Raw genomic sequence first — 25,523 nt, forward strand, 5'->3', positions numbered from 1 at the left:
ACCTTTGGAATCTTCAATTCTTTCTATTAAAAACCTACATAAACGTTATGGCAAGATCCATGCTGTAAATAACGTTTCCCTCGAAATACAAAAAGGTAATGTCTACGGAATCCTTGGCCCGAATGGTTCAGGAAAATCTACAACTTTGGGAATTGTCCTGAATGTGGTTAATAAAACTTCTGGTGAATACAATTGGTTTGGTGGCTCAATGGAAACCCACGAAGCCTTAAAAAAAGTTGGAGCCATTATTGAGCGTCCCAATTTTTATCCCTACATGACTGCCAGGGAAAACCTGGAATTGGTCTGCAAAATCAAAAACATCGATTATTCTAAAGTAAATGAAAAACTTGACGTTGTTGGGCTTATCGACAGGAAAGACAGCAAATTCAAAACTTTCTCGTTAGGGATGAAACAACGTTTAGCGATTGCTTCTGCCCTATTGAACGACCCTGAAATCTTAATTCTGGACGAACCAACCAATGGTTTGGATCCGCAGGGAATCCATCAAATCCGGGATATTATCCGTTTGATTGCTTCACAAGGAACTACCATTCTTTTGGCTTCGCATTTATTGGACGAAGTAGAAAAAGTCTGCAGCCATGTTTTGGTTTTGCGTTTTGGACAGGTTTTATATTGTGGTACAGTGGATGGAATGACCAATCAAAATGGCTTTTTTGAACTTCAGGCTGAAAGTAACGCCCAACTGATGCTAATCCTTAAAAACCATCCTGAGGTTGACCAGGTTTTTGAACGCGAAGGAAAAGTAATAGCGCATTTCCGAAACAAATTTGATGCATGGCTTTTGAATCGTTATTTGGCAGAAAAAGGGATTTACCTCAACCATTTGGTATTCAAAAAAATGAGCCTCGAAGAACAATTCCTGGAATTAACCAATAAATAAAAGCCGAAAATGAAAAGATTACTCGCCATAGAATTGCAAAAAATCTGGAAGAATCGTGCCAGTAAAATACTAACCATCAGCTATTTTATAATACTGTGCTTTATTGCAATGATTGCTTCCATCAAATTTGATATTGGAAACTTCAAAATACATTTCGCCGAAATGGGAATCTTCAACTTCCCCTTTATCTGGCATTTCAACACTTACATTGCCGCAAGCCTTAAATTCTTTTTAGCCATTGTAATTGTTTCAATGATGGCAAACGAATACAGTTATGGGACGCTGAAGCAAAACCTTATTGATGGTATGAGCAAGAAGGAATTCATACTTTCCAAATTCCTGACAGTTGTGCTTTTTGCCTTTATCTCAACCATTTTTGTGTTCGTAATGTCGCTAATCTTAGGTCTTTGTTTTTCATCCTACACCGAATTTGGAATTGTCTTTTCAGATATGCAGTATTTGGTTGCCTACTTTGTCAAACTGGTTGGTTTCTTTGCCTTCTGTCTGTTCTTGGGAGTATTGATTAAGCGTTCCGCTTTTGCTGTTGGATTCCTGTTTGTGTGGTTTATGGGTGAAAATATATCCCACGCTATCTTGAAGTTTAATCTATTTAACCGTGCTCCTTGGGTTGATGAAGTATACAATTACATGCCGTTGGAATCGATGAGTAATTTGATTGTAGAACCCTTCACCAGGCTCAACGCAATAAAGAACATACAAATGGCCGTTGGAGAGAACAGTGTCAAGGATTACGACATTCATTTTTCATCAATCCTAATCGTATTGGTATGGACAGCCATATTCATTTTTTCTTCCTATAAAATTATACAAAAAAGGGACTTGTAGTTCAATCATTAATCATCACTCGAGGCGCAGCCGAACTGTTTGGAGCGCAGCGAAAAAAATCAAATCCTTAAAGAAAACATAAAAAGAACTTGTTCTATTTATGTTTTCTTATTTATTTGCTAATTTTAGCGAATGAAAAAGAAGTTACTTTATTCACTATTTGCCTTACTTTTTGCTTTAAATTGTTTTTCGCAATTTAGTAAAACTCATTACATTCCACCTCTTTCGGGATCAGGCAGTGTAACTTCCGAAGACCAGTTTATTTATATATCCACACCCAATACAACTCCGGTTAATTTCAGGATCATCGAACTTGGCGGAAATACCATAACCGGAACAGTAACGCGAAATATCCCTTATGTTTACAATGTTGGTTTTGGCAACGACACCCAACTGCATGTTGACGCAAGCGTAACCAGCACTGTGCTTAACAACAAAGGATACATTGTTGAAGCCGATGACCTGATTTATGTTTCAGCAAGAGTAACTGCCGGTAGTGGAAACCAGGCTGGAGAATTAGTTTCAAAAGGATTGGCAGCACTTGGATTGCGTTTCAGGGTTGGTGCCCTTACCAATAACCTGGTTTCAAATTACTCTGATATCCATTACACTTTTGTTTCTGTTTTAGCAACAGAAAACAATACGGTTGTTACTTTTAGTGGAATGAAAACTGGTGTACAGCTTATCAACAGTGCCACCGGAAGTAATCCGTTTAGTGTAACCTTAAACCGAGGCGAAAGTTACGTAATGGCCGTTCAGGGACCAAATGATCCGAACAGGGACGGACTGATTGGTTCTTTGGTGGAAGCCGATAAACCTATTGCCTTGAATTGTGGTTCCTTCGGAGGCAGTAATGCCGTAGGAAATCTTGATTTGGGTTTTGACCAGATTGTACCGGCTGAAAGGATAACGAGCAATGATTATATTTTCATAAAAAGTACCGGGATTGATTCTGTCGAAAAAATACTTTTAATTGCCGATCAGGATGCGACAACGATAACACTAAATGGCTCGGCACCAACTTTCACGATAAATGCCGGAGAATATGTTGAGCTCAACGGTAATGATTACAATGCCAACGGAAATCTATTCGTTAGCAGCGATAAAAAACTCTTTGCCTATCAGGCAATTGGTGACGATAGCGCCATTGACCAGAGGAATCAGGAATTATTTTTTGTTCCGCCATTAAGCTGTCAGACACCAAGGGTTATTGATAATATTCCGTTTATTGATTTTGTCGGAAATCGCCAGTTTGTCGGAAGGGTAACGATGGTTACCCGAACTGGTTCAACGCTAAATTTCATTATTGATGGTAACAATTATACCTTAGCTGCACTTTCCTCAATTGGTGTAAATGTAACCGGGCCAATTTCCGTTATTGGAAATCCAAATTATGAAACCTACGTAATGACTGGTGTTACGGGGAACGTTTCTGTTTATTCAACAAGTGAATTATATTTAGCAGCTTACGGTTCTGAAGCGGCAGCAACCTTTGGTGGATTTTATTCTGGTTTTACCTTCAAACCTGAAGTTTCCTTTACAAGACCCGACACAACCCAATTGGGCTGCATCCCCAATACAATTTTAAAAGTAAATGCCCTGAGCCCTTTTGATGTGTTCCAGTGGTATTTTAACAACACGCTGATTCCCGGAGCAACAAACAGTACCTATCAGCCTTTGAATGCACCTGCAGGTCTCGGTCCGGGTTATTATTACGTTTCTGCGACTATTGCGGGTTGCACCAGCCCTAAAGATTCCGACATCATTCCTGTGAGTTCCTGTCCGCTTGACAGCGATAACGATGCTGTAAATGATAATGTAGATCTTGATAATGACAACGACGGAATTACCAATTGTACCGAGTCATTCGGAAATCAATATTTCAATCTAACCAATACAACCAGCGGAACAATAGCTGTTGGGCCTTATTCCAATTCGTATACCGGAGCAATTGCTACAGCAGGAACCGGAGCTCCTTCCCTTACACCAATTGCAGGTGCTTCCGATGGCAACTTTGTTACTGAGGCTGCGGTCGGAGTTGACAATTCTGTGAGTTATACTGTGGCCAATTTTACTTCGCCCATAAGTTTGGCTGTAGAATATGCTTCTGTGGCAAATGCGGCCGATTTATTCAATTCTTCAACCGAACTCAGGATTTCATGCCCTGTGAATAAAACCCTTACCGTACTTAATCCGAATAACCAGTTATTGATTGACACCAATTATGACGGAATATTCGAAAGCGGCATCACCGAGTATTCTTCTTTCGAAGTGCGCATCCGATTGAACAATAGTGTTCCATTAGCTGCAGGAACAGGAACCTTTTCCATCAGAGGGAATTTGATCAATTCGATTATTATAACTAATATCAATCTTTCGGATACCAATACCAGCAGGCTTGCTTTGAGACTCGTGGCTACCTGTATTCCCAAGGATTCCGATGGTGATGGTATTAACGATCAAAACGATTATGATAGTGACAACGATGGAATCACCGATTTTTTAGAATCTCAGGGACAACATATAGTTGCGCTTTCAAATGTGGATGTAAACGCTGACGGAATCGATGACGCTTTTGGCACAGGCCTTTTACCCGCTGACACGGATAGCGATACAGTCCCAAACTACCTCGATTTGGATTCGGATAATGACGGAATCCATGACCTTGACGAATCGGGTTACAATATGGCTGATGCGAATAGTAATGGAGTCATTGACGGAGCAAATTTTGGCACCAACGGATTGGCCAATGCATTGGAAACAACACCTGATAGCGGAGTGTTGAATGCCACTTATGTTATTGCCGATACCGATGCCGATGGAATTTACAATTATATTGAGCTGGACAGTGATAATGATTTGTGCAACGATGTTATTGAGGCAGGCTATTTAGACAGCAACCTTGATGGACTATTAGGAGGAACTTCACCACCAGCAGTAAACCTTAACAACGGACTTGTAACAAGCGGAACCGGTTATGGAAATCCAAATTCGGATTATATTACTTCAGCACCAATAACGATTACTACCCAGCCACAGGACCGAATAGCTTGTGAAAACCAAAGCGTTACTTTTACGATCAGTAATAGTGCCGTAACAACATATCAATGGCAGTTATCCATAGATGGTGGGACAAACTGGTCTGTTTTGATTGACGATGCCACTTATTCAGGTGCGGCGACCAATACTTTAACGGTTTCGAATGTAACACCTTCAATGGTGGGTTACAAATACCGTGTCCATTTAATCAAAACCGGAAATGGCTGCGGATTGGATTCTGCTTCGGCGACGCTCACAACCTATCCTTTACCGGTTCTTACAACACCAATCACGCTAAAACAATGTGATGATGATACCGATGGGATTTCGACTTTCAACCTGACGCAGAAAAACGATGTGATTTCGGCAAACCATCTGGTGGAGACATTTACCTATTACACTACTCTGGCCGGTGCAAATACGGAAGATACCAACTTTTTAATAGCCAATCCAATTGCTTATACAACCGGAAATGGAAGTATTTATGTAAGGGTTGTAAATTCAGATGGCTGCCCTAATTTTGGCCGAATCGATTTGATTGTTGCCGTAACACAGATTCCGCCAAATTATGTGATTCCTAATCTGTACATCTGTGACGATAATCGCGATGGAATTACCGGAACGCCTTTCGATTTTACAACTATTCAAAACAATCTGGCTGCAATTTTACCGGCCAATACAACCATTAAATTTTACAAAACCGAAGCCGACTTCCTTGCTGAAACGGATGGGGCAGGAAATTCATTGGCAATTACTAATATTTCCAGCTATACCAATACCGGTTTCCCGAATTCACAGACAATCTGGGTCCGTGTTGACAGTACAATTGACAACTCCTGCTATGGCTACAAGACTTTTGATGTTGTTGTAGAACCTTTGCCAACCGCAAATCCAATCAATGCTACAAATGTCATTCGTCATTGCGATGACGACCAGGATGGAATTTATGGATTTGACACTTCGACTATACAGGGTACTGTTTTGAATGGCCAAACTGGTGTAAATGTAGAATATTTCAGGGCTGACGGAACCCCACTTTCCTCGCCGTTACCAAATCCTTTTTCGGTAAATGGTTCGGAAACGATAACAATCAGGGTCAACAATAATACTACGCAAACTGGTGGCCAACCGTGTTTTGTTACGGAAACACTGCAATTCATTGTGGATGATTTGCCCGAAGCCTTCCCTATTGCCGCAAGCCTGACAAAAATCTGTGATGATGAGGCCGATCCGATTAACCAGGATAGTTTTATCGATTTTGATACGTCAGCATTTCAGTCGACTATTTTGGGAAGCCAGACCGGAATGAATGTTTATTATTTTGACCAGAATAACAATCCGCTGCCAAGTCCGCTTCCTAATCCTTTCAGAACCGGGACTCAGGATGTAAGGGTTGTTATTGAAAACCCAATAAATACAACTTGTACTGCGCAAACCATCATTTCGTTTGTAGTCCATCCAACCCCAAAAATTGATTTGGAAAACAATGTCATCATCTGCCTTCCAAGGACAGAAGCATTGATTGATGCTGGGATTGTTGACGGTTCACCAGCTTCGGATTATCAGTTTCAATGGTATACAGACGGCATATTGATGCCTGGTGTAACTACTCCATCGCTAGTGGTATATACTCCCGGAGTTTACAGTGTTGATGTAACCAATGCTTTTGGCTGTACCAAAACAAGAGTGAATAATGTAACAGGTTCTGAGCCGGCTACAATTGATAACATAGATATTGTAGATTTGGCTGACATCAATTCAATTACGGTGAACGTAACAGGTTCGGGGCATTATGAATATGCCATTGATGATGTAAACGGTCCATATCAGGAAAGTAATTTCTTCAATAATGTCCCGATGGGGCTTCACGAAATCTATATCCGCGACATCAACAATTGTGGATCAACCGGGCCAATTACAGTTCCCGTATTGGGAATCCCGCATTATTTCACACCAAACGGAGACGGAATCAACGATTACTGGAATGCAAAAGGCGTCAGTGCCGAATTTAATTACCGCTCCATCATTTACATCTTTGACCGCTTCGGGAAATTGCTGAAACAGATTGGAACTACCGGACAAGGTTGGGACGGAACCTTTAATGGAAAAGCAATGCCTGCAGATGATTATTGGTACAACATCCAATTTGAGGATGGAAGAAGTGCCAGAGGCCATTTTACTTTAAAACGATAAAAACATGCAATACAAAATCTTAACCTCAATTTTTATGTTTGCTACACTAATGGTGAATGCCCAGGAAGCAAAAGTTACTACCGGTAAAATACAGCATTTTGCCAATTTTAAGTCGGAATATGTAGAATCCCGAAACATTGACGTTTGGGTTCCGAATGGTTATTCCAATAAAGAAAAATATGCCGTTTTATACATGCACGACGGACAAATGCTTTTTGATGCCACCACTACCTGGAACAAACAGGAATGGGAGGCAGACGAAACTGCAGGAAGATTGATTGAACAAGGAAAAACAAAAAAGTTTATCATTGTTGGGATTTCAAATATTAACGGAATGAGGCATAGTGAGTTTTTCCCTCAGAAGCCTTTTGAATCCTTGCCACAGGCTGTACAGGATACAATTTACAATATTGATAAAGACAAAGGCCGTCCACTTTTTGGAGGCAAAATCAGTTCCGACAATTACCTTAAATTCATTGTAACCGAATTAAAGCCGTTTATCGACAAGAACTTTTCTACCAAAACCGATGCAGCGAATACCGTTATTGCGGGTTCGAGCATGGGTGGATTGATTTCGATGTATGCGATTTGCGAATATCCTGATGTTTTTGGTGGTGCTGCGTGTATTTCCACGCATTGGCCGGGAACCTGGAGTTTGAAGAACAACCCGATTCCGCAGGCTTTTTTTGATTATTTTAAAAACCATCTTCCAAGCAAGGAAAACCACAAAATTTACTTTGATTGTGGAGACCAGGATTTGGACAAGATGTATCCAAGGCTGCAGAAAAGAGTTGATTATATTTTGAATGAGGCCGGATTTACCGACGAAAACTGGATGAGCAGATTCTTTGGAGGGAAAAACCATTCTGAAAAAGCGTGGGCAGAAAGGCTGCATATTCCGCTGGAGTTCCTGTTAAAGAAATAGCCCTAGCCCGGATAAAGCCGATAGCTCACGAAGTGACTAAAGGCGAAAGCCGGAAAAAGCTCCTAAAATAAAAAAACCACCAACTTTCGTTGGTGGCTCCATGAATTAGCAACTACGCCTTTCATTACTACTTATTTTATTTTGAAAAAGTCATCACGGCTTTTTTGCCATTGTGCTCGTTTGAAATAACCAGTTTATCAGCCGATAATTCGTCAACATTCATCACTTCCTCTTTTTTGGTTTTATCATCAATGATGGTCAATTTGGAATCAGCGTAAGTGTAGGTTCCTTTCATTCCCTTAACCGCAGGATTATCACCGCTCATTGTTCCGTCTTCGTTGAAAGTGAATGAAGTTTCAGCTTTCATTTTGGCCATCATTTCCTCAAATTGCTTTTCCTTGCCTTTTGGAATTTCCATTCCCATATCCATATCGGTAAGTTTCCAAACACCTACAACCGATGCTTCTTCTTTTGGTGCTTCAGCTATTGGTGCGTCAACCAAAGTACTGTCAATGCCTGCTGCATCACCTTCGGTTTTGTTTGTTTTGTCTGCGCATGAAGCAAATGCTAAAGATGCAGCTGCCATGATTGTAAAAATTGTTTTTCTCATTTGTTTAGATATTTAGTTGTTTAAAAATTACCAGCCTAATACGTTTTTGATTAGTTTTTTGCCTTTGCCTTTTTTGTCTTCAATTTCCTTTTGTTTTCTTGCCTCTTCATCGGCTTTGGCCTTTTCTTCAGCTTTTTGTGCGGCTACGATTTTATCCTGCTCTTTTTCCTTTTGTCCTTCAGTATAGAATAGGTTGTTGTCTATCGACCATGTCTGCGGTTTGATAAGGTATACCAAATCACCATATTTCTCATAACCGATTTTGTCCCTGTAACCCATAGAAAATTTAAGTTTTACAATCTTTGAACCATAGTTCTTACCTAAATATTTCAGTTTGGTTGTGATACTTTCGTCTGTGATAAGTTTGTAACTGCCAAATTCACTTTGCTTATCGCTATCACTTGGTACCGGAAAGTAGCTGTTGACATCTTCCAGGAATGACTTGATGGAATTCTGTCCGTTTTTCACAAAGTAATATTCTTCATCTATGTTCCCGTCTTCACCAACCAATTGTAAAAAAACAATCAGTTTTCCCAATCCGTAATAATCCAGTTTTTTTGGTTTGTCAAAAGCAACTTCCATTTTTTTGATGTCTTCTGCTTTGATTGTAGCCGTTTCGGCAACGGGCTTACCATTTACCTTCAATTTAAACTGCGCATTCATTGACACGCTGATTAAAATAGTCAGTAGTAATGCTATTTTTTTCATTTGTTTTGATTTAGTTGTTAGTAATGTTTTTCTAATTCGAAATCAAAAGTATAGATTAAAAAAGCCTGTAAATTGGCAAATGAATATTCGGTAGCTGCGTATGAAAGTTAGCAGGCTATGATAGAAAATTCGTTTTTAGTGAAAATTTACAGCGTGTCGATTAGCGCCAGGAACTCTTCCTTCTTGCGGATTGCAAGCGGAATCTTGTTTTTGTTTTTCATCACAATGGTATTGCCTCCATCGGTTTTAATAAAGTGGTCAAAATAGAGCATATTGATGAGATGCGACTGATGTGCCCTGAAAAACTGAAATGGTTTGAGTAGTGTTTCGTACTCTTTCAAGGTCGTTGAAACCACTAGTTTGGGAGCATTGATAAAATAAAAAGTAGTGTAATTTTTGTCTGATTCGCAGTTGACAATGTCCTGGATGTTGACGGAATATATTTTTTCGGCAGTTTTCAGAACGAGTTTCTGCAGGTTTTTTGGGCGTTCCAAATTGGAGAACAACGTATTGAGTTTGAGTTCCATTACATCTTTGCTCAGGGCTTCCTCTGCCTTGTTTACCGCTTCAACCAAGTCATCGGCATCCAAAGGTTTTAGCAAATAATCTATCGCGCTGAATCGGAATGCACGAATGGCAAAATCCTCATAACCTGTGATGAAAATGACTTTGAAATTTATGGGTTTTAGCTTCTGGAGCAAATCAAAACCGGTTCCGTCGGGCATTTCAACATCTAGGAAAACAATATCGGGAACAATCTGCCTGATTAAGGTTATGCCACTTTCTACGCTGTCTGCCTGGCCGATTATTGCAATGTTGGGGCAATTCGATTTTATAATATCGATGTTTTTGGTTCGGATGGAATCAATGTCGTCAATAACAACGGCTCGTAACATAATGGTTTTAATTTTCGTAAATATACGGTATCTCAAAAAATACTTTGGCTCCGATGGTATTTTTTTTGCTGTCGAGCCTGTTCTCTGTATGCACCTGGAAATCGTCTTTTCCTGAAATATTGACAAGCCTTTCTTTGGTGATTTTCATAGCCAGTGATTTCTTGTTCACGGGTTCGTTATTGGTAAAACCAACTCCGTTATCATTTATTTCAAACAGCAGTTTTTCCTTTTCAAGTTTGAAACTGATGTTGATTTCCCCTTTTTGCGTCGTGTTTTTTAATCCGTGTTTGATGGCATTTTCAATGAAAGGCTGCGTTAGCATTGGCGGAAGCAAAATAACTTCGGTATCAATGGCATCGTCTACCTCAATATTGAAATCAAATTTATTATTGTACAACAACTGCTGAATCGACAGGTAATTGTCAATCATCGTCAGCTCTTCGCTTAAGGCAATATAACTTTCGTTTGAATTTTCGAGTATCTGGCGTGTGAGTTTGGAGAATTTGGTCAAATAATTTACCGCTTCCTTATCCTGTTTGTTATAAATAAGGCTCTGGATGTTATCAATCGAATTGAAGATAAAATGGGGATTCATCTGGCTGAGCAACAGCTTTTGATTGAGTTCATTTTTCTCAAAATTAGCGATAGCCTGTTTTTGTTTGCTGTTTTTATACAGGAAATAACCAATCACAAACAACAGAAGGAATAAGCCCAGCAGCACAATCAATAAATTGTTTTTGCGTTCGGTTTCGAGTTTGAATTTCAGTTCCTTTTTCTCGTAGCTGTATTTAAGGTTTTGACGTCTTAATTCTTCTTTGTTATCCTGAACCTTGATCGAGTCTTCTATTTTGTGATAGAGTTCAATCATTTCAAGCGATTTTTTGTAATCGCCAGTCAGTTTGCTGATTTCATACAACAGCTGATAGGATTCCTGCTGCAAATCACTATTCCTGATTCTTTTGCCACCTTCGAGCCCAACAGTCAAATATTCTTTGGCTTTTTGATATTCCTTCTTATTGTAATAGAGTTCACCCAATCGGACGAAGACAAAACTCATAGACAAATCATTATCCGATAACTCCTTGGCCTTAATCAGTTTGGCCTCGGCTTCATCGAGTTTTTTTTCAATGATATCCATCTCAGCAAGTTTGCAGTATGCATAACTCATATAGGAACTCTGATTGGTTTTTTGGGCCAGCTTCAACGCAATATTCAGGTATTTTTTGGCTTCGCCATAATTCTTCAGCGTAACATAAGCCGCACCGATGTTATAATACATTCCACATTTCTGGAGTTCGTCTTCAAGGGTTATCTTCTGTTTTTTGATATCAATATAATAGATGGCTCTTTTCAGGAACTTTATGGCATCTGTAAATTGGTATTGTTCACCATACAAAACGCCCATATTCGAATACACATACGAAATACCATCTGCATTTTCCTGTTTGTCCTTTTCGAAATATTTTAATGCTGTATAATAACAATCAATGGCTTCCTTATATCGTTTCCTTCTGGAGAGCAACAAACCTTTGCTTACTAAAGAGGAATAATACTCATCGTCTGCATTTACTGAATGGTACAAATCCATTGATTTTTGAAGGTATGCCAATGATTTGAGGTTGCCGCTTTCCTCTAACTGTATGCTTACATTGTTGTAATAAGCTGCCAGGTACATAGTGTATTTTTTACGAAGCTCTTCGTTCAGGTTTTTTTTGTAAAGGTTTTTTTGGGCAATCTTACCCATTAAATTGGTATACTTAACCGATTCGACATTCTCATAAAGATTATCGACAATCAGGGCGATATTGGCAAGTTTAGTAGTATCGTGAAGTTTCGGATTGGCAATGATTGTTTTTAAGGAGTCCAAATTGTATTGGGCGCTGAGGCTGGCGCTCCAAAAAAATAGGGCAATGATAAGTAGTTTATCAATGGATGCAGATTTAGTCATGTTGGTTGTTTGGTTAGAAACACAAAAATAACATTTTTAAACTAACGCAATTGGTCAACTCAAATTGATAACATAAAAAAACCACCAACTTTAGGTTGATGGTTTTTGGATATATTTTGAAAACAAAAATTACATTTTGAAACGTTTTCTGTCGTTTTCATTTAAATAGATTTTACGCAGACGCAATGACTTTGGCGTAACTTCTACGTATTCATCTTTTTGGATGTATTCCAATGCTTCTTCCAAAGTAAATTTGATAGCCGGAACGATTTTATTTTTATCATCGGCACCTGCAGAACGGAAGTTGGTAAGCTGTTTCGTTTTAGTGATATTGATAGTCATGTCATCCTGACGTGAATTTTCACCTACAACCTGTCCTTCGTAAATATCCTCGTTTGGATCTACAAAGAATTTACCACGATCCTGTAATTTATTGATAGAATACGGAATTGCTTTTCCGTTTTCCATAGAAATCAATGAACCGTTGATACGCCCTGAAATTTCTCCTTTGTAAGGCTCATAACCAATAAAACGGTGCGCCATGATTGCTTCACCAGCCGTAGCAGTCAACAATTGATTTCTCAATCCGATGATACCACGTGATGGAATGTTGAATTTAATGATCATACGTTCCCCTTTTCCTTCCATGGAAAGCATTTCACCTTTACGTACTGATACAAATTCTACGGCCCTTCCCGAAACGTTTTCCGGTAAGTCGATAGTTAATTCCTCAATTGGCTCACATTTTACGCCATCAATTTCCTTGATGATAACCTGTGGCTGCCCAATCTGCATTTCATATCCTTCTCTTCTCATTGTTTCAATAAGAACTGACAAGTGCAGTACTCCACGTCCGAAAACCATGAATTTATCAGCTGAATCGGTTTCACTAACACGAAGAGCTAGGTTTTTCTCTAATTCCTTAGCCAATCTGTCTTTGATATGGCGCGATGTCACAAACTTTCCTTCCTTTCCAAAGAAAGGAGAATCGTTAATTGTAAATAACATACTCATTGTTGGTTCATCAATTGCAATGGTCTGCAATGCTTCCGGGTTTTCAAAATCGGCAACAGTATCACCAATCTCGAAACCTTCGATTCCAACAATCGCACAAATATCTCCGGCAATTACGCTTTCCACTTTCTTACGGCCAAGACCTTCAAAAGTGTGTAATTCCTTGATTCTTGATTTTATAACTTTTCCATCTCTTTTTACCAAAGAGATTGGCATTCCTTCTTTTAATTCACCTCGCTCCAAACGACCAATCGCGATACGACCTGTAAATGAAGAGAAGTCTAATGAGGTAATCAGCATTTGTGGTGTTCCCTGACCAACTTTTGGAGCAGGAACGTGTTCTACCACCATATCCAATAAAGGCTCGATATTATCAGTAACATTCCTGAAATCATCAGACATCCAGTTGTTTTTAGCCGAACCATAAACAGTTGGGAAATCCAGCTGCCATTCTTCTGCACCCAATTCAAACATCAAGTCGAAAACCTTTTCATGAACTTCTTCAGGAGTACAGTTTTCCTTATCCACTTTATTGATAACCACACAAGGCTTCAAACCTAAATCGATTGCTTTCTGCAATACGAAACGGGTTTGTGGCATTGGCCCTTCAAAGGCATCAACCAAAAGGCAAACTCCATCAGCCATGTTCAATACACGCTCTACTTCCCCACCAAAATCGGCGTGTCCCGGAGTATCGATGATGTTGATTTTTGTTCCTTTATATACAACCGAAACGTTTTTAGACGTAATTGTAATACCTCTCTCGCGCTCTAAATCGTTGTTGTCAAGAATTAAATCACCTGTGTTTTCGTTTTCGCGAAATAGCTGGCAGTGATACATAATTTTGTCAACCAACGTAGTCTTACCGTGGTCAACGTGAGCGATAATAGCAATGTTTCTAATAGATTCCATCTGTGTTTTTTTGAAGGTGCAAAGGTACACTTTATTTTCAGATAAAAAACCGAATATCACAATGATTAAATTTTCATAACATTTGCATTTTTTACAATATTTTTATATTGATATAATGTAAATTAATTTCTGTTTGTGTAAATTTGGAACAATGAAAAATAATTCCAATAAAATTACATTAATTTATGTACTTATATTAATGTTTGTGGCGGTAGTCGGTCACAAATTATTTGCCAATTATTTTTTGGAATCTGCAACTGAATCTCCGCTGGAATACAGTTACCTCAAAGACATTCTTTACATTATCTTTTCCGGAATACTTTTAAAAATCATTTTGTACCAAAACGAAATGAGGAACAAATCTGTTTTTGAAAAATTACAACTGACCAATATTGAAATCAAGGAATCCAACGAACGATACGACATAGTTGCCAAAGCAACGAGTGATACGATTTGGGATTGGAAAATGGAGGACGACAGTTTTATCTGGAATAAAGGAATACAGGGAGTTTTTGGATACAAAAAGGAAGATGTGGGTAAAACATCCAAATGGTGGTTTGACCGAATCCATCCTGAGGACAGCTTGAAAATGTCGGTGAAACTCTATTCCTTTTTGGAGCAAAAAACTGAAAAATGGCAGGATGAATATCGTTTTCAATGTGCAGACGGAAGTTATAAATATGTATTTGACAGGGGATTTTTGGTAAAGGATGCTGATGGGAAATCCATCCGAATGATTGGAGCGATTCAGGATGTTACCAAACAAAAGGAAGAGGAACAACGACTTCGATTGCTGGAAACCGTTATTACACAATCCAAGGATGCCGTAATGATTACAGACATTGACACTTCTGAAAATGAAATCCCGAACATCATCTTCGTCAACTCGGCTTTTACTGATATGACGGGTTATTCCGCAAATGAAGTCATTGGCAAATCGCCCGCAATGTTCTTTGGAAAAAGATCGGACATACTGGAATATGACAAGCTCAAAACTGCAGTCCAACAATACAAAGAGTGTTTTGTGGAAACCATTTTTTACAAAAAGAACGGAAAGGAATTTTGGGTAAATTTCTCGATGATTCCCGTTACCAACAAAGATGGTGAACATACACACTGGGTTTCCATCCAGAGGGATGTTACCGAAGAAAAGGAAAAAGAAAAAGAAAGAGAACAGCTTATCCGTGAACTAACGCAGAACAATAAGGATTTAAAACAATTCTCTTATATTACTTCGCACAACTTAAGGGCGCCACTGTCCAATTTAACCGGATTGCTGAACCTTATTGACGACATCAATATTGAAGATCCCGAATTAAAGGAAATCATCAGCGGGTTTTCAAAGTCGACGCATTTGTTGAACGAAACCATTAATGATTTGGTAAAAGTGATTATCATCAAGGACAATCCTTCCATCCAAAAAGAAAAAGTGCTTATCAAAGAAGTATTCGAAAATGTCTTCAATCAACTGAGTTTTTTAATCAGTGTACACAAGCCAATTTTGAAAATTGATTTGGAAGATGTTTCGATTTTAGAGATAAACAAGTCGTATTTAGAAAGTATTTTTTTAAATTTACTGACGAATGCCATCAAATACCGCGCACCGATAAGGCAGTTAAAAGTTACCATTGCCACCAAAGTTGAGAATGATAATTTGATTATCACATTCAAGGACAACGGAATTGGCATCGATTTGGAAAAAAATAAGGACAAGATTTTTGGACTATACCAACGTTTCCACAATTACCCAGACAGCAAAGGATTAGGTTTGTATTTGGTTAAATCACAAGTGGAAAGCATGAACGGAACCATTTCGGTTTCAAGTGTTGTTGGAAAAGGAACAACGTTTACAATCGTATTTAAGTACACTTAGGCTTATGCTGGATAAAATATTATGTATAGATGACGATCCGATTACCCTCATGCTTTGTAGAAAAGTTGTGGAGAAGGTAGAATTTGCCAAAGAAATAATTACGGTAAATAACGGAGAAGAAGCTATACACTATTTTGACAGGTTGTTTGAAGAGAAAAAAGGAAATGGTGAAGTTGCCTATCCAAAGTTGGTATTGTTGGATTTAAACATGCCTGTTATGGATGGCTGGGAATTCCTGGAAAGCTATATTACCAAGGATTACCAAAATGTATTCGATTCAACCCGATTCATAGTATTGTCGTCTTCAATCGATCCTTATGACATCAACAGGTCCAAGACCTATCCTGTAATTGGTTTCCTTTCAAAGCCGGTAACTAAAGAGATGCTCGAAAATTTAAAAACGCAATTCCCATAAATAAAAAAGTCCCGATAAATCGGGACTTTTTTAATATTATGTTCGTTACTATTATAGTTTTGTAACGTGCTTAGTTAACTTAGATTTCAAGTTAGCTGCTTTGTTATCATGAATGATATTCTTCTTAGCTAATTTATCGATCATAGAAATAACCGCTGATAATTTTGCAGAAGCATCTGATTTATCAGTTGCCAATCTCAATGCTTTGATGGCATTACGAGTTGTTTTGTGTTGGTATCTGTTTAATACCCTTTTCTTTTCGTTGCTTCTGATTCTTTTTAAAGCTGACTTATGATTTGCCATTGTCTTTTAATTTAATTGTAATTAATATTTAAACTATTAGTAAAAAAAGAAAAACCTCCCACAATTAAAAATCACTTTGGTTTTAACTAATAAAACAAAAACGAGAGACACTTCACTTTTGTTTTATAAAACTAATTTACAACTAATTGTAGCCCGTAGGGGAATCGAACCCCTCTTACCAGGATGAAAACCTGGCGTCCTAACCGATAGACGAACGGGCCGTTTTTAAGCTTTAATGTTTAGTAGCCCGTAGGGGAATCGAACCCCTCTTACCAGGATGAAAACCTGGCGTCCTAACCGATAGACGAACGGGCCATCTTTGCTTAAAAATGCGGTTGCAAAAATACAACTATTTTTCAATCCCGCAAGGCTGCAACTATTTTTTTCTGAATTTTTATTAATAGGCTTTTGCAAACAACACTCTACCAGTAGATTTGCCTCCTGAAAAAATGCATTTTCCTTCTTCTTCTACCCTGTCTAGCGGTATGCAGCGAATGGTTGCCTTGGTAATATCCTTAATTTTTTCTTCAGTTTCTGGCGTACCGTCCCAATGCGCAGAAACGAATCCGGTTTTGTTTTCCAATACGTCTTTAAATTCCTCAAATGAATTTACTTCTGTTACATGAGTGTTTCTGTAATCTAACGCACGATTGAATAAATCGCTTTGGATTTGTTCCAATAAATCAGAGATGTAAGCAACGATTCCGTCCTTAGATTTTACTTCCTTAGATAATGTATCTCTTCTTGCAATTTCAAAAGTCCCGTTTTCCAAATCTTTTGGACCAACAGCAATTCGAACCGGCACTCCTTTTAATTCCCATTCAGCAAATTTGAATCCTGGTTTTTGAGTGGTTCTATTGTCAAACTTAACAGAGATTCTTAATTTTTTGAATTGAGCTACTAAATCATTGGCCACAGCCGAAATAGTTTCAAGCTCTTCATCTGTTTTGAAAATTGGCACAATCACAACCTGGATTGGAGCCAAATTTGGAGGCAAAACCAAACCATTATCATCAGAATGTGTCATCACCAACGCTCCCATCAAACGCGTAGAAACTCCCCATGATGTTCCCCAAACATGTTCCTGTTTTCCTTCTGCATTGGCAAACTTAACATCAAATGCTTTTGCGAAATTTTGACCAAGAAAGTGTGATGTTCCGGCCTGTAATGCTTTTCCATCCTGCATCAATGCTTCAATACAGTAAGTTTCATCAGCTCCTGCGAAACGCTCTGTTTCGGTCTTGATTCCTTTTACAACAGGTATAGCCATGAAATTCTCAACAAAATCAGCATATACATTCATCATTTGCACGGTCTCACTAATAGCTTCAGTTTTTGTAGCATGAGCCGTGTGGCCTTCCTGCCATAAGAATTCTGCTGTCCTTAAAAACAAACGGGTTCTCATTTCCCAGCGAACAACATTCGCCCATTGATTAATCAATAAAGGCAAATCTCTATATGATTGAACCCAATTTTTATATGTTGACCAAATAATTGCCTCACTTGTTGGACGGACAATTAGCTCTTCTTCCAATTTAGCATTTGGGTCAACCATTAATTTTCCAGGGCGTGTTTCATCATTTTTTAAACGATAATGAGTAACGATAGCACATTCCTTAGCGAATCCTTCAGCATTTTTCTCTTCGGCTTCAAACATGCTTTTGGGTACAAAAAGAGGAAAATAGGCATTGCTGTGACCGGTTTCTTTAAACATTCTGTCTAATTCCGCCTGCATTTTTTCCCAAATAGCATAGCCATACGGCTTGATAACCATACAACCTCTAACTCCTGAATTCTCAGCCAAATCTGCCTTGACAACCAGTTCGTTATACCATTTCGAATAATCTTCTTCCCTCTTTGTTAAATTCTTACTCATATGAATACTTTGGCATAAAATTTGTTTAACTAATTTTAACTAAATAGTTCAGCAAAACTAACTATTTTTGTATAGTCCAACAATAAAAATGCTATAGATATGAAAACTTATTTTTTTACCCGTAAAAGAATATCCATTTACGCTGTATTTGGATTTCTTGCAATGGTAGTAACCTCTTGCGGTTCTTACCAAAATAGTTCTTATTATGATAATGATGGCGTATATGGAGATTCTCAATCCAACAAAAAACAAGTAGCCAACAACAGTAATTCAGAAAGCAATAAATATCAGGAATATTTTAGCGATTTAAACAAGGAATCTGAATCCTTTACTAATGTTGACAATTATAGTACAGTTACCAATGACACTGTTAATAGAACTCAAAATTACAATTCAAATAATTCAAGCTGGGGAGACAATCCACAAAGTGTGACTATCAATGTTTATGACAACAATTGGGGTTATGGGTATTGGAACAATTACTGGTACGGAAGTTACTGGGGCTGGAATAGTTGGTATGGCCCAAGCTGGGGTTGGGGCTGGAACAGCTGGTATGGTCCGGGCTTAAGCATTGGTTGGGGATGGGGTTACCCTTATTACGGAGGATACTACGGTGGTTATTATGGAGGCTATTACAATAATTGGTATGGTGGCCATTACTACAACAATTATTATTACAATGGCGGAAGAAGAGGTTCTGCATATGCTTATTCAGGTAACAGATACGGGCGCAATTCAGTATACAATGGTGTAAGTAATGGAAGAAGAGGTAACACTTATTCAACAACCAATCCTTCAAGAAATAGTTATTTTAATGGCAACACCAGATCTAATACCAGAAATACTTATTCAAATCAATCACAGCCAACAAGATCCTATTCAAATCAATCACAATCACAACCAACAAGAACTTATTCGACACAATCATCTGCGCCAGTTCGTAGCTATTCTCCTAGTTCATCACCAACCCGTTCTTCATCTTCATACGGAGGTGGAAGCTACAGCGGAGGAAGTGGCGGAGGAAGATCTTCCGGCGGTGGTGGAAGAAGATAAAAACGATTAAAATATTAATATCTATGCAATTGTAAAAAGTCGCATAGATATTTTTTTGAACTATAATAAAATTGCATCATGAAAAAACTTTTACCCATTATTATTGCCGGATTATCATTTTCAGCAATGCATGCACAAGAAACAACCGTTGATGACGCACTTCGTTATGCGGTTGAAAACCTGACTGGCTCAGCCCGATTTAGGGGTATGAGTGGGGCTTTTGGAGCAGTTGGTGGTGATTTATCTGCTATCAATCAAAATCCTGCAGGCTCCATTTTCTTTAGTAATAACTTTGCAACACTTACTGCGTCAAGTTATAATTCCCGAAATTCTTCATTATATTACGGAACAAAAGCTAGGGAAAATGACAATTCATTAGACCTTAATCAGGCTGGAGTTGTTTTTGTATTTAAGGACAATAATCCAAAAACTGACTGGAATAAATTCACTCTTGCATTTAATTACGAAAACAACAACAATTTTAATAACTCTATATATTTCAGAGGAATAAATCCTTATAATTCAATTGACCGATACTTTTTGAGATTTGCAAATGGATTGCCTCAGGAAGGTGGAATTAAATTGGGAGTACTTCAAAATGCTTTTTTTGGAGATTTGAATTTTATCGATCAACAGGCTCTTTTGGGTTACAATGCCTATATCTTTAATCCAGATGACGAAACTAACCTTGATAATACAACTTACACTTCAAATGTACCAACAGCAGGTAATTATGATCAGCAAAGCTATGTTTTATCAACAGGATATGATGGGAAATTTACAGCAAACTTTGCGACATCCTATAAAGACATCCTATTTTTAGGAATCAACCTTGATTATCATTATACTGATATTGTAAAAACAATTTCGGTCTTCGAGCAATATGACACTGCAGACACGAGCGACTTAGAATCAGTGCAGTTTGATACTGAAACCCATACCTTTGGAAATGGATTCGCTTTTAATCTTGGAGCCATTGTTAAACCTACAAAAGAATTACGACTTGGGGTAGCATATCAATCACCTACATGGTACCGACTTGAAGATGAGCAAAGACAAGCTGTCATTTCAAACAATGCGGGTGCACGTTATATTTATAATCCGGGAATCACGATGCTTTATGATGCCTATACAGTTCAAACCCCAAGTAAATGGACGGGAAGCATTGCTTATATATTTGGTAAGAGAGGAGTCTTGAGTGCTGATGTTTCTACCAAGGATTACAGCAAAACCAAATTCAGGCCAAAAGATGATTTTTCAGGCTTAAATTCTTATATGGGTTCAGCTCTTGACAATGCTATTGAAGTTCGTATTGGTGGAGAATACAAATACAAACAAGTTAGCTTTAGAGGTGGTTATCGTTTTGAACAAAGCCCTTATAAATTTGATCAAACTTACGGCGACCTTACAGGATATACCGGTGGTTTGGGTTATACATTTGGCGACAGCCGAATTGACTTAGCTTACTCTTATGACCACAGGATGATGAATCAAATGGTTCTTTCTTCGGGAATGCCAACTGACCTTGCAAGAATTGATAGGAAAAACCACAATGTAAGTGTGAGTTATTCCATAAACTTCTAATATTTCTATTACTTTATACTAAAAACCATCCTGCAATCAGGGTGGTTTTTTTATTTTAAGGAAATGCTAACATTATAATTCGGAATAAAAAGAGTAATTTTGCACTCCCAAACAACAATCGGGATTAAGTCTATGAGAACTAAGTCATTAAAGAAAAACAAAATCAATGTCATTACACTTGGATGCTCCAAAAACACTTACGATAGTGAGGTTTTAATGGGACAGCTGAAAGCCAGTGGCAAAGATGTGGTACACGAACAGGAAGGCAACATTGTAGTAATCAACACTTGTGGTTTTATTGATAATGCCAAAGCCGAATCTGTGAATATGATTCTTGAATATGCCGATAAAAAAGAAAAAGGCATCGTAGATAAGGTTTTCGTTACCGGATGCCTTTCTGAAAGATATCGTCCCGACTTAGAAAAGGAAATCCCAAATGTTGACCAGTATTTTGGGACAACTGAGCTCCCTTTATTACTTAAAGCTCTTGGAGCCGATTATAAGCATGAATTACTTGGCGAACGTTTAACAACTACTCCAAAAAACTATGCTTATCTGAAAATTGCCGAAGGCTGTGACCGACCTTGCAGTTTTTGTGCGATTCCAATCATGCGTGGCAAACACGTTTCACAATCCATTGAGAAATTGGTAAAGGAAGCTGAAGGTTTGGCAAAAAATGGAGTGAAGGAATTGATTCTTATTGCGCAGGATTTGACATATTATGGTTTGGATTTATACAAAAAAAGAAACCTTGCCGAATTGCTTGAAAACCTTGTAAAGGTTGAAGGCATTGAATGGATTCGTTTGCATTATGCATTTCCTACCGGTTTCCCTATGGATGTTTTGGATTTGATGAAACGCGAGCCAAAAATCTGTAATTATATCGATATTCCATTGCAGCATATTTCCGATAACATCCTGAAATCAATGCGACGTGGCACTACAAAAGAGAAAACAACCAAACTGCTGAAAGAATTTCGCGAAGCTGTTCCGGGTATGACTATCAGGACTACATTGATTGTTGGTTATCCTGGTGAAACTGAAGAGGATTTCCAAATCATGAAAGACTGGGTTCAGGAAATGAAATTCGAAAGATTGGGATGTTTTGCCTATTCACACGAAGAAAACACACATGCCTATTCCTTGGTAGACGATGTTCCCGAAGAAGTAAAACAAGCCCGTGCTGCTGAAATCATGGACCTGCAATCTCAAATTTCATGGGATTTGAACCAAGAGAAAATTGGGCAAACCTTCAAATGCATCATCGACAGGAAAGAAGGGCAACATTTCATCGGAAGAACCGAATTTGACAGTCCTGATGTAGATAATGAAGTATTGATTGATGCTTCAAAATTCTATGTGAAAACCGGAGATTTTGTCAATGTTAAAATCATCGATGCAACAGAGTTTGACCTTTATGGCGAACCAGCTTAATAACTAAAACTTATTCCGGCAACTAAAAAGTTCTTACCAAAAGCCTCCGTGTTTTTGGATGCTGCATTATGGATATAGTTTAACCAAAGAGGCATAGTGATGCCTTTCCCTAACTCAATCTCTTTTGTGGTTTTAATTCCCAAATTGCAAAAGGAAACCTTATCATAATCAGCCGAAGAATAATAAGCAGCTTTATTATTTAAAACAGCGCCTACAACAGGTTCTAATGCGATGCCCTGAAATGCTTTTAATGAAGATTTTTCAAAAAGTGTAAAAGTGTAACCCAACTCAAGATAGGTTGTAAAATTCTGTTTCGGATTTTCATCATTGCTGTCATAACGGAAATCATTCCCGGCAATAAGCGTACTTATCGTAGCATTAAATGGGTATCTGTATCCTTCTGAAAAATCGAAATACAAAATCGCATCAACTGTCTTGACGCCATTTTTTCCGTAATCAAAAAAACTGTTGTCAACACCTTCAACCTTTTCTACTGTTGCCCAATAGTAATCCCAAAGCTGGAACTGCAAAAAATCATTGATTTGATACGTCAGGTAAAAATCAATCTCCTGATACCCTTTATAGGCTGTTCCATCAGAATAAGCATATTCTTTTTTGAAATTTGTGGTGCCCCAAAAACCCAAAGAGAACTTTGGCGTGAATGCATATTCAATTGTCGGCTGTACCGCAACATAATTTCCTCCCCAACATTGGCCCCGCCATAAATAACGGCTGACAATGTCCAGGTTTAATTCAAGTTTTTTTTCAACTTCAAGATTTGTAGTATCGGCAACTGTTTCATTTTCCTGCGAAAATATTGGGCCCGAAATGCAAAAAAGTAAAACCAGCAGTCTAAATTTCATTATAATTTTCCTTGTCTAAATACTTATTGATCAATTCAAACAAATTGTCACGATTCAACGGTTTGGTAATATAACCATTGAATCCAGCCTCTTCAATTTTGATTTTATCATCTGATGAGGAATAAGCCGTCTGCGCAATTATTGGAAGTGCAGGACGTATTGGCCTGATTTGTTCCAATGCTTCAAAACCATTCATAATCGGCATTTTGATATCCATCAAAACCAAATCGATACCCGGATTATTGATGCAGATGTCAACAGCTTCCTGTCCATTGATGGCTCTTAGGATTTTAAAGTTTTTATGCTGCATCATTTTTTGGAACAACAGGAAATTGATGTTATCATCTTCGGCAATCAAAATCGTCTGCTCTTCCGTTTTGATAATTTCTATATTGTTAATCGGTTTTACAGTGATGTGTTCTGTTTTTGAATATTCCAACGGAATCGAGAAATAAAACGTCGAGCCTTCTCCAACCTTTGATTCCAAACTGATGCTTCCGCCAAGCAGATCGATATAAGCTTTTGAAATCGCCAATCCCAATCCGAGACCGCCAACCTTAATCGAAATATCACTGTCTACGCGCTTAAATCGGTCAAAGATGTATTTGTGATTGTCTTCATCAATTCCCAATCCGGTGTCTTTTACGGTGAAGTTAATCAGCTCTTTGGCTTCATCAATCTCAAAACCAAAACTCACCGAACCCTTTTCGGTAAACTTAATCGCGTTGGTCAGTAAGTTGATAATGACCTGCTTGAGCTTAATGTCGTCGGTAATGATATTGAACTTAGCCGGATTTTTACTCTTTATCAATTTGAAGTCGATGTCCTTATTCTGAACCGTAACCTTAACCGTTTCATAAAGTTCGGTTACCAGCGAATCCAGATTGATTATCGTCAGGTTTGGCGTAAGCTGGTTCGAATCGATTTTTGACATTTCAATCAAATCATCAATGATTCCAACCAAATTTTTACCACTTTTCTCAATTACGTTAAGGTATTCCAGCTTTTCAGTTTCACTAATCTTGGTATTCAGTATCAATTCGGTAAAACCGTTAATGGCGTTCATTGGTGTCCTGATTTCGTGCGACAGATTTGCCAGGAAGGAAGATTTCAACCTGTCGCCTTCTTCTGCCTTTATTTTGGCTTTTATCAGCTCCAGTTTCTGATTGCTGTTTTCTTCGAATAGGTTTCCAATGTAACTAAACTCACCTGTTGTTTTCTTCAGTTCCTTAATTGCTTTACGGTTGCCGGTTTCCAAAGCCCTTCTAACCAAATCCAACGGATGGTATACCAAACGGCGTGTGTAAATCAGGTTCACAATCAAATTGATGATGAATGCAACGATGATCACATATAATAAGTTAATGGCATTTTCAAAATAAACTTCGAAATTCCTTTTAAACAAAAGCTTCGCGACAAATTTATCATTGCTGTCCTTTAAGGTATACAGCGAAGTGATTTTGTGTTTTTGACTTGGAACATCCACATCCGTATCAAGCAATAATATGGTGGCATCGGTTAATTTCTCTAGGTTTTTAATGAATTTTATATCGATAAGGCGAACCACAAAAAAGTAACCTGAAGTTGGGGTCTTGTTTTTATTAGGGTCATTCGATGCGTGGATTGAAGCTCCGGTCACCTCCACAATTCCCTCAGGGATTTTCATGTAAAATTTATTGACTCCAGCTTTGTCCAGCAGTTCCATTTCCTTTTTCGGGATGAAATCGATGGTTTTTATTTTTGCAGTTGGTGTACGGATGATGAAGTTTTTGTTGGCATCATAAGCTCCCAAATAATCGGCTTCGTAAATTTCCAACTCGTTGCCAATGGTTTCATTGTACCAATTGCGGTCTTTGGTTTTGGTAAAGTTTACGAATTCATCCCAATTGGTATCATTGTTAATCGCAACCAATATGGGTTTGGAATTGACTTCAAGCAGTTTTTGGATTTCGTTGTCGAATTGCTCGATGGAAGAGTGGTAAACCTGTGTTTCTGCCTTTTTGGTATAATAAAACAAAGCAAAATAAAGTAGGATGAAAAATATGCTCGAAGAGAATATTAACCAAAGTATTTTGGGAAATGTTTTTTTGACTTTCATTATGGCAGGCTAACTTTTATTTGGGACTAAAA

General features: G+C 38.2%; 18 protein-coding genes and 2 tRNA genes. 9 read left to right on the plus strand and 11 right to left on the minus strand.

Features of this window, described 5'->3' with window-relative positions:
- The first annotated feature begins 4 nt into the window (after positions 1 to 4).
- The 4 genes from L1S31_RS09890 (at position 5) to L1S31_RS09905 (ending at position 7,904) form a co-directional block, all read left to right on the plus strand.
- Positions 5 to 901 (plus strand): ABC transporter ATP-binding protein, encoded by an 897-nt coding sequence (locus tag L1S31_RS09890; protein ID WP_236464570.1) that lies wholly within the window; start codon positions 5 to 7, stop codon positions 899 to 901.
- Between the two features lie 9 nt (positions 902 to 910).
- Complete coding sequence (locus L1S31_RS09895; protein ID WP_236464571.1) at positions 911 to 1,747, plus strand: ABC transporter permease; 837 nt, start codon at positions 911 to 913, stop codon at positions 1,745 to 1,747.
- Between the two features lie 132 nt (positions 1,748 to 1,879).
- Positions 1,880 to 6,979, plus strand: coding sequence for an FIDD domain-containing protein (locus L1S31_RS09900; protein WP_236464572.1), 5,100 nt, complete (start codon positions 1,880 to 1,882; stop codon positions 6,977 to 6,979).
- A gap of 34 nt (positions 6,980 to 7,013) precedes the next feature.
- On the plus strand, positions 7,014 to 7,904 hold the full coding sequence (locus tag L1S31_RS09905) for an alpha/beta hydrolase (protein WP_236464573.1): 891 nt from the start codon (positions 7,014 to 7,016) through the stop codon (positions 7,902 to 7,904).
- A 136-nt stretch (positions 7,905 to 8,040) separates the two neighbouring features.
- On the opposite strand, the gene L1S31_RS09910 is transcribed toward L1S31_RS09905, so the two are convergent.
- The 5 genes from L1S31_RS09910 to typA all read right to left on the minus strand — a co-directional run bounded on the left by L1S31_RS09910 (position 8,041) and on the right by typA (position 13,992).
- The gene (locus L1S31_RS09910) at positions 8,041 to 8,514 is read right to left on the minus strand and encodes a lipocalin-like domain-containing protein (RefSeq protein WP_236464574.1); all 474 of its coding nucleotides are present in this window, start codon (positions 8,512 to 8,514) and stop codon (positions 8,041 to 8,043) included.
- Positions 8,515 to 8,541: 27 nt separating this feature from the next.
- The gene (locus L1S31_RS09915) at positions 8,542 to 9,222 is read right to left on the minus strand and encodes a hypothetical protein (protein WP_236464575.1); all 681 of its coding nucleotides are present in this window, start codon (positions 9,220 to 9,222) and stop codon (positions 8,542 to 8,544) included.
- Between the two features lie 146 nt (positions 9,223 to 9,368).
- A complete protein-coding gene (locus L1S31_RS09920) occupies positions 9,369 to 10,118 on the minus strand; it encodes a LytR/AlgR family response regulator transcription factor (protein WP_236464576.1) in 750 nt (249 codons plus the stop codon).
- Positions 10,119 to 10,125: 7 nt separating this feature from the next.
- On the minus strand, positions 10,126 to 12,066 hold the full coding sequence (locus L1S31_RS09925) for a tetratricopeptide repeat-containing sensor histidine kinase (protein ID WP_236464577.1): 1,941 nt from the start codon (positions 12,064 to 12,066) through the stop codon (positions 10,126 to 10,128).
- 129 nt (positions 12,067 to 12,195) lie between these two features.
- A complete protein-coding gene (typA, locus tag L1S31_RS09930; RefSeq protein ID WP_236464578.1) occupies positions 12,196 to 13,992 on the minus strand; it encodes a translational GTPase TypA in 1,797 nt (598 codons plus the stop codon).
- A 151-nt stretch (positions 13,993 to 14,143) separates the two neighbouring features.
- Here typA and L1S31_RS09935 point away from each other — a divergent pair, with 151 nt between their 5' ends.
- A complete protein-coding gene (locus tag L1S31_RS09935) occupies positions 14,144 to 15,865 on the plus strand; it encodes a PAS domain-containing sensor histidine kinase (protein ID WP_236464579.1) in 1,722 nt (573 codons plus the stop codon).
- Between the two features lie 4 nt (positions 15,866 to 15,869).
- A complete protein-coding gene (locus L1S31_RS09940; protein ID WP_236464580.1) occupies positions 15,870 to 16,280 on the plus strand; it encodes a response regulator in 411 nt (136 codons plus the stop codon).
- Positions 16,281 to 16,331: 51 nt separating this feature from the next.
- On the opposite strand, the gene rpsT is transcribed toward L1S31_RS09940, so the two are convergent.
- The 4 genes from rpsT to proS form a co-directional block, all read right to left on the minus strand.
- Positions 16,332 to 16,583: a 30S ribosomal protein S20 gene (rpsT, locus tag L1S31_RS09945; protein WP_236464581.1), complete on the minus strand. Its 252-nt coding sequence runs from the start codon at positions 16,581 to 16,583 to the stop codon at positions 16,332 to 16,334.
- Between the two features lie 149 nt (positions 16,584 to 16,732).
- Positions 16,733 to 16,804: transfer RNA gene (locus tag L1S31_RS09950), tRNA-Glu, on the minus strand.
- A 22-nt stretch (positions 16,805 to 16,826) separates the two neighbouring features.
- Positions 16,827 to 16,898: transfer RNA gene (locus L1S31_RS09955), tRNA-Glu, on the minus strand.
- Between the two features lie 82 nt (positions 16,899 to 16,980).
- Positions 16,981 to 18,459 (minus strand): proline--tRNA ligase, encoded by a 1,479-nt coding sequence (gene proS / locus L1S31_RS09960; protein WP_236464582.1) that lies wholly within the window; start codon positions 18,457 to 18,459, stop codon positions 16,981 to 16,983.
- Between the two features lie 99 nt (positions 18,460 to 18,558).
- On the opposite strand from proS, the gene L1S31_RS09965 reads away from it, so the two are divergent.
- From L1S31_RS09965 to rimO, 3 genes are all read left to right on the plus strand, one after another.
- Positions 18,559 to 19,512: a hypothetical protein gene (locus tag L1S31_RS09965; RefSeq protein ID WP_236464583.1), complete on the plus strand. Its 954-nt coding sequence runs from the start codon at positions 18,559 to 18,561 to the stop codon at positions 19,510 to 19,512.
- A 78-nt stretch (positions 19,513 to 19,590) separates the two neighbouring features.
- The gene (locus L1S31_RS09970) at positions 19,591 to 21,096 is read left to right on the plus strand and encodes an OmpP1/FadL family transporter (protein WP_236464584.1); all 1,506 of its coding nucleotides are present in this window, start codon (positions 19,591 to 19,593) and stop codon (positions 21,094 to 21,096) included.
- A gap of 132 nt (positions 21,097 to 21,228) precedes the next feature.
- Positions 21,229 to 22,530, plus strand: a complete 1,302-nt coding sequence (gene rimO, locus L1S31_RS09975) for a 30S ribosomal protein S12 methylthiotransferase RimO (RefSeq protein ID WP_236464585.1) — start codon at positions 21,229 to 21,231, stop codon at positions 22,528 to 22,530.
- On the opposite strand, the gene L1S31_RS09980 is transcribed toward rimO, so the two are convergent.
- Positions 22,527 to 23,393, minus strand: a complete 867-nt coding sequence (locus tag L1S31_RS09980) for a TorF family putative porin (protein ID WP_236464586.1) — start codon at positions 23,391 to 23,393, stop codon at positions 22,527 to 22,529. The two genes, rimO and L1S31_RS09980, sit on opposite strands and share 4 nt — an antisense overlap.
- Positions 23,383 to 25,491, minus strand: coding sequence for an ATP-binding protein (locus L1S31_RS09985; protein ID WP_236464587.1), 2,109 nt, complete (start codon positions 25,489 to 25,491; stop codon positions 23,383 to 23,385). The genes L1S31_RS09980 and L1S31_RS09985 overlap by 11 nt, the downstream gene beginning before the upstream one ends.
- Between the last annotated feature and the right edge of the window lie 32 nt (positions 25,492 to 25,523).

It is taken from the genome of Flavobacterium wongokense, from assembly GCF_021608265.1.
Classification (GTDB): domain Bacteria; phylum Bacteroidota; class Bacteroidia; order Flavobacteriales; family Flavobacteriaceae; genus Flavobacterium; species Flavobacterium wongokense.

Excerpts from the sequence above, each read along its gene's own strand:
- L1S31_RS09895 (WP_236464571.1), top strand. The coding sequence starts at position 911 with ATGAAAAGATTACTCGCCATAGAATTGCAAAAAATCTGGAAGAATCGT.
- L1S31_RS09900 (WP_236464572.1), top strand. The coding sequence starts at position 1,880 with ATGAAAAAGAAGTTACTTTATTCACTATTTGCCTTACTTTTTGCTTTA.
- L1S31_RS09905 (WP_236464573.1), top strand. The coding sequence starts at position 7,014 with ATGTTTGCTACACTAATGGTGAATGCCCAGGAAGCAAAAGTTACTACC.
- L1S31_RS09910 (WP_236464574.1), bottom strand. The coding sequence starts at position 8,514 with ATGAGAAAAACAATTTTTACAATCATGGCAGCTGCATCTTTAGCATTT.
- L1S31_RS09915 (WP_236464575.1), bottom strand. The coding sequence starts at position 9,222 with ATGAAAAAAATAGCATTACTACTGACTATTTTAATCAGCGTGTCAATG.
- L1S31_RS09920 (WP_236464576.1), bottom strand. The coding sequence starts at position 10,118 with ATGTTACGAGCCGTTGTTATTGACGACATTGATTCCATCCGAACCAAA.
- L1S31_RS09925 (WP_236464577.1), bottom strand. The coding sequence starts at position 12,066 with ATGACTAAATCTGCATCCATTGATAAACTACTTATCATTGCCCTATTT.
- typA (WP_236464578.1), bottom strand. The coding sequence starts at position 13,992 with ATGGAATCTATTAGAAACATTGCTATTATCGCTCACGTTGACCACGGT.
- L1S31_RS09935 (WP_236464579.1), top strand. The coding sequence starts at position 14,144 with ATGAAAAATAATTCCAATAAAATTACATTAATTTATGTACTTATATTA.
- L1S31_RS09940 (WP_236464580.1), top strand. The coding sequence starts at position 15,870 with ATGCTGGATAAAATATTATGTATAGATGACGATCCGATTACCCTCATG.
- rpsT (WP_236464581.1), bottom strand. The coding sequence starts at position 16,583 with ATGGCAAATCATAAGTCAGCTTTAAAAAGAATCAGAAGCAACGAAAAG.
- proS (WP_236464582.1), bottom strand. The coding sequence starts at position 18,459 with ATGAGTAAGAATTTAACAAAGAGGGAAGAAGATTATTCGAAATGGTAT.
- L1S31_RS09965 (WP_236464583.1), top strand. The coding sequence starts at position 18,559 with ATGAAAACTTATTTTTTTACCCGTAAAAGAATATCCATTTACGCTGTA.
- L1S31_RS09970 (WP_236464584.1), top strand. The coding sequence starts at position 19,591 with ATGAAAAAACTTTTACCCATTATTATTGCCGGATTATCATTTTCAGCA.
- rimO (WP_236464585.1), top strand. The coding sequence starts at position 21,229 with ATGAGAACTAAGTCATTAAAGAAAAACAAAATCAATGTCATTACACTT.
- L1S31_RS09980 (WP_236464586.1), bottom strand. The coding sequence starts at position 23,393 with ATGAAATTTAGACTGCTGGTTTTACTTTTTTGCATTTCGGGCCCAATA.
- L1S31_RS09985 (WP_236464587.1), bottom strand. The coding sequence starts at position 25,491 with ATGAAAGTCAAAAAAACATTTCCCAAAATACTTTGGTTAATATTCTCT.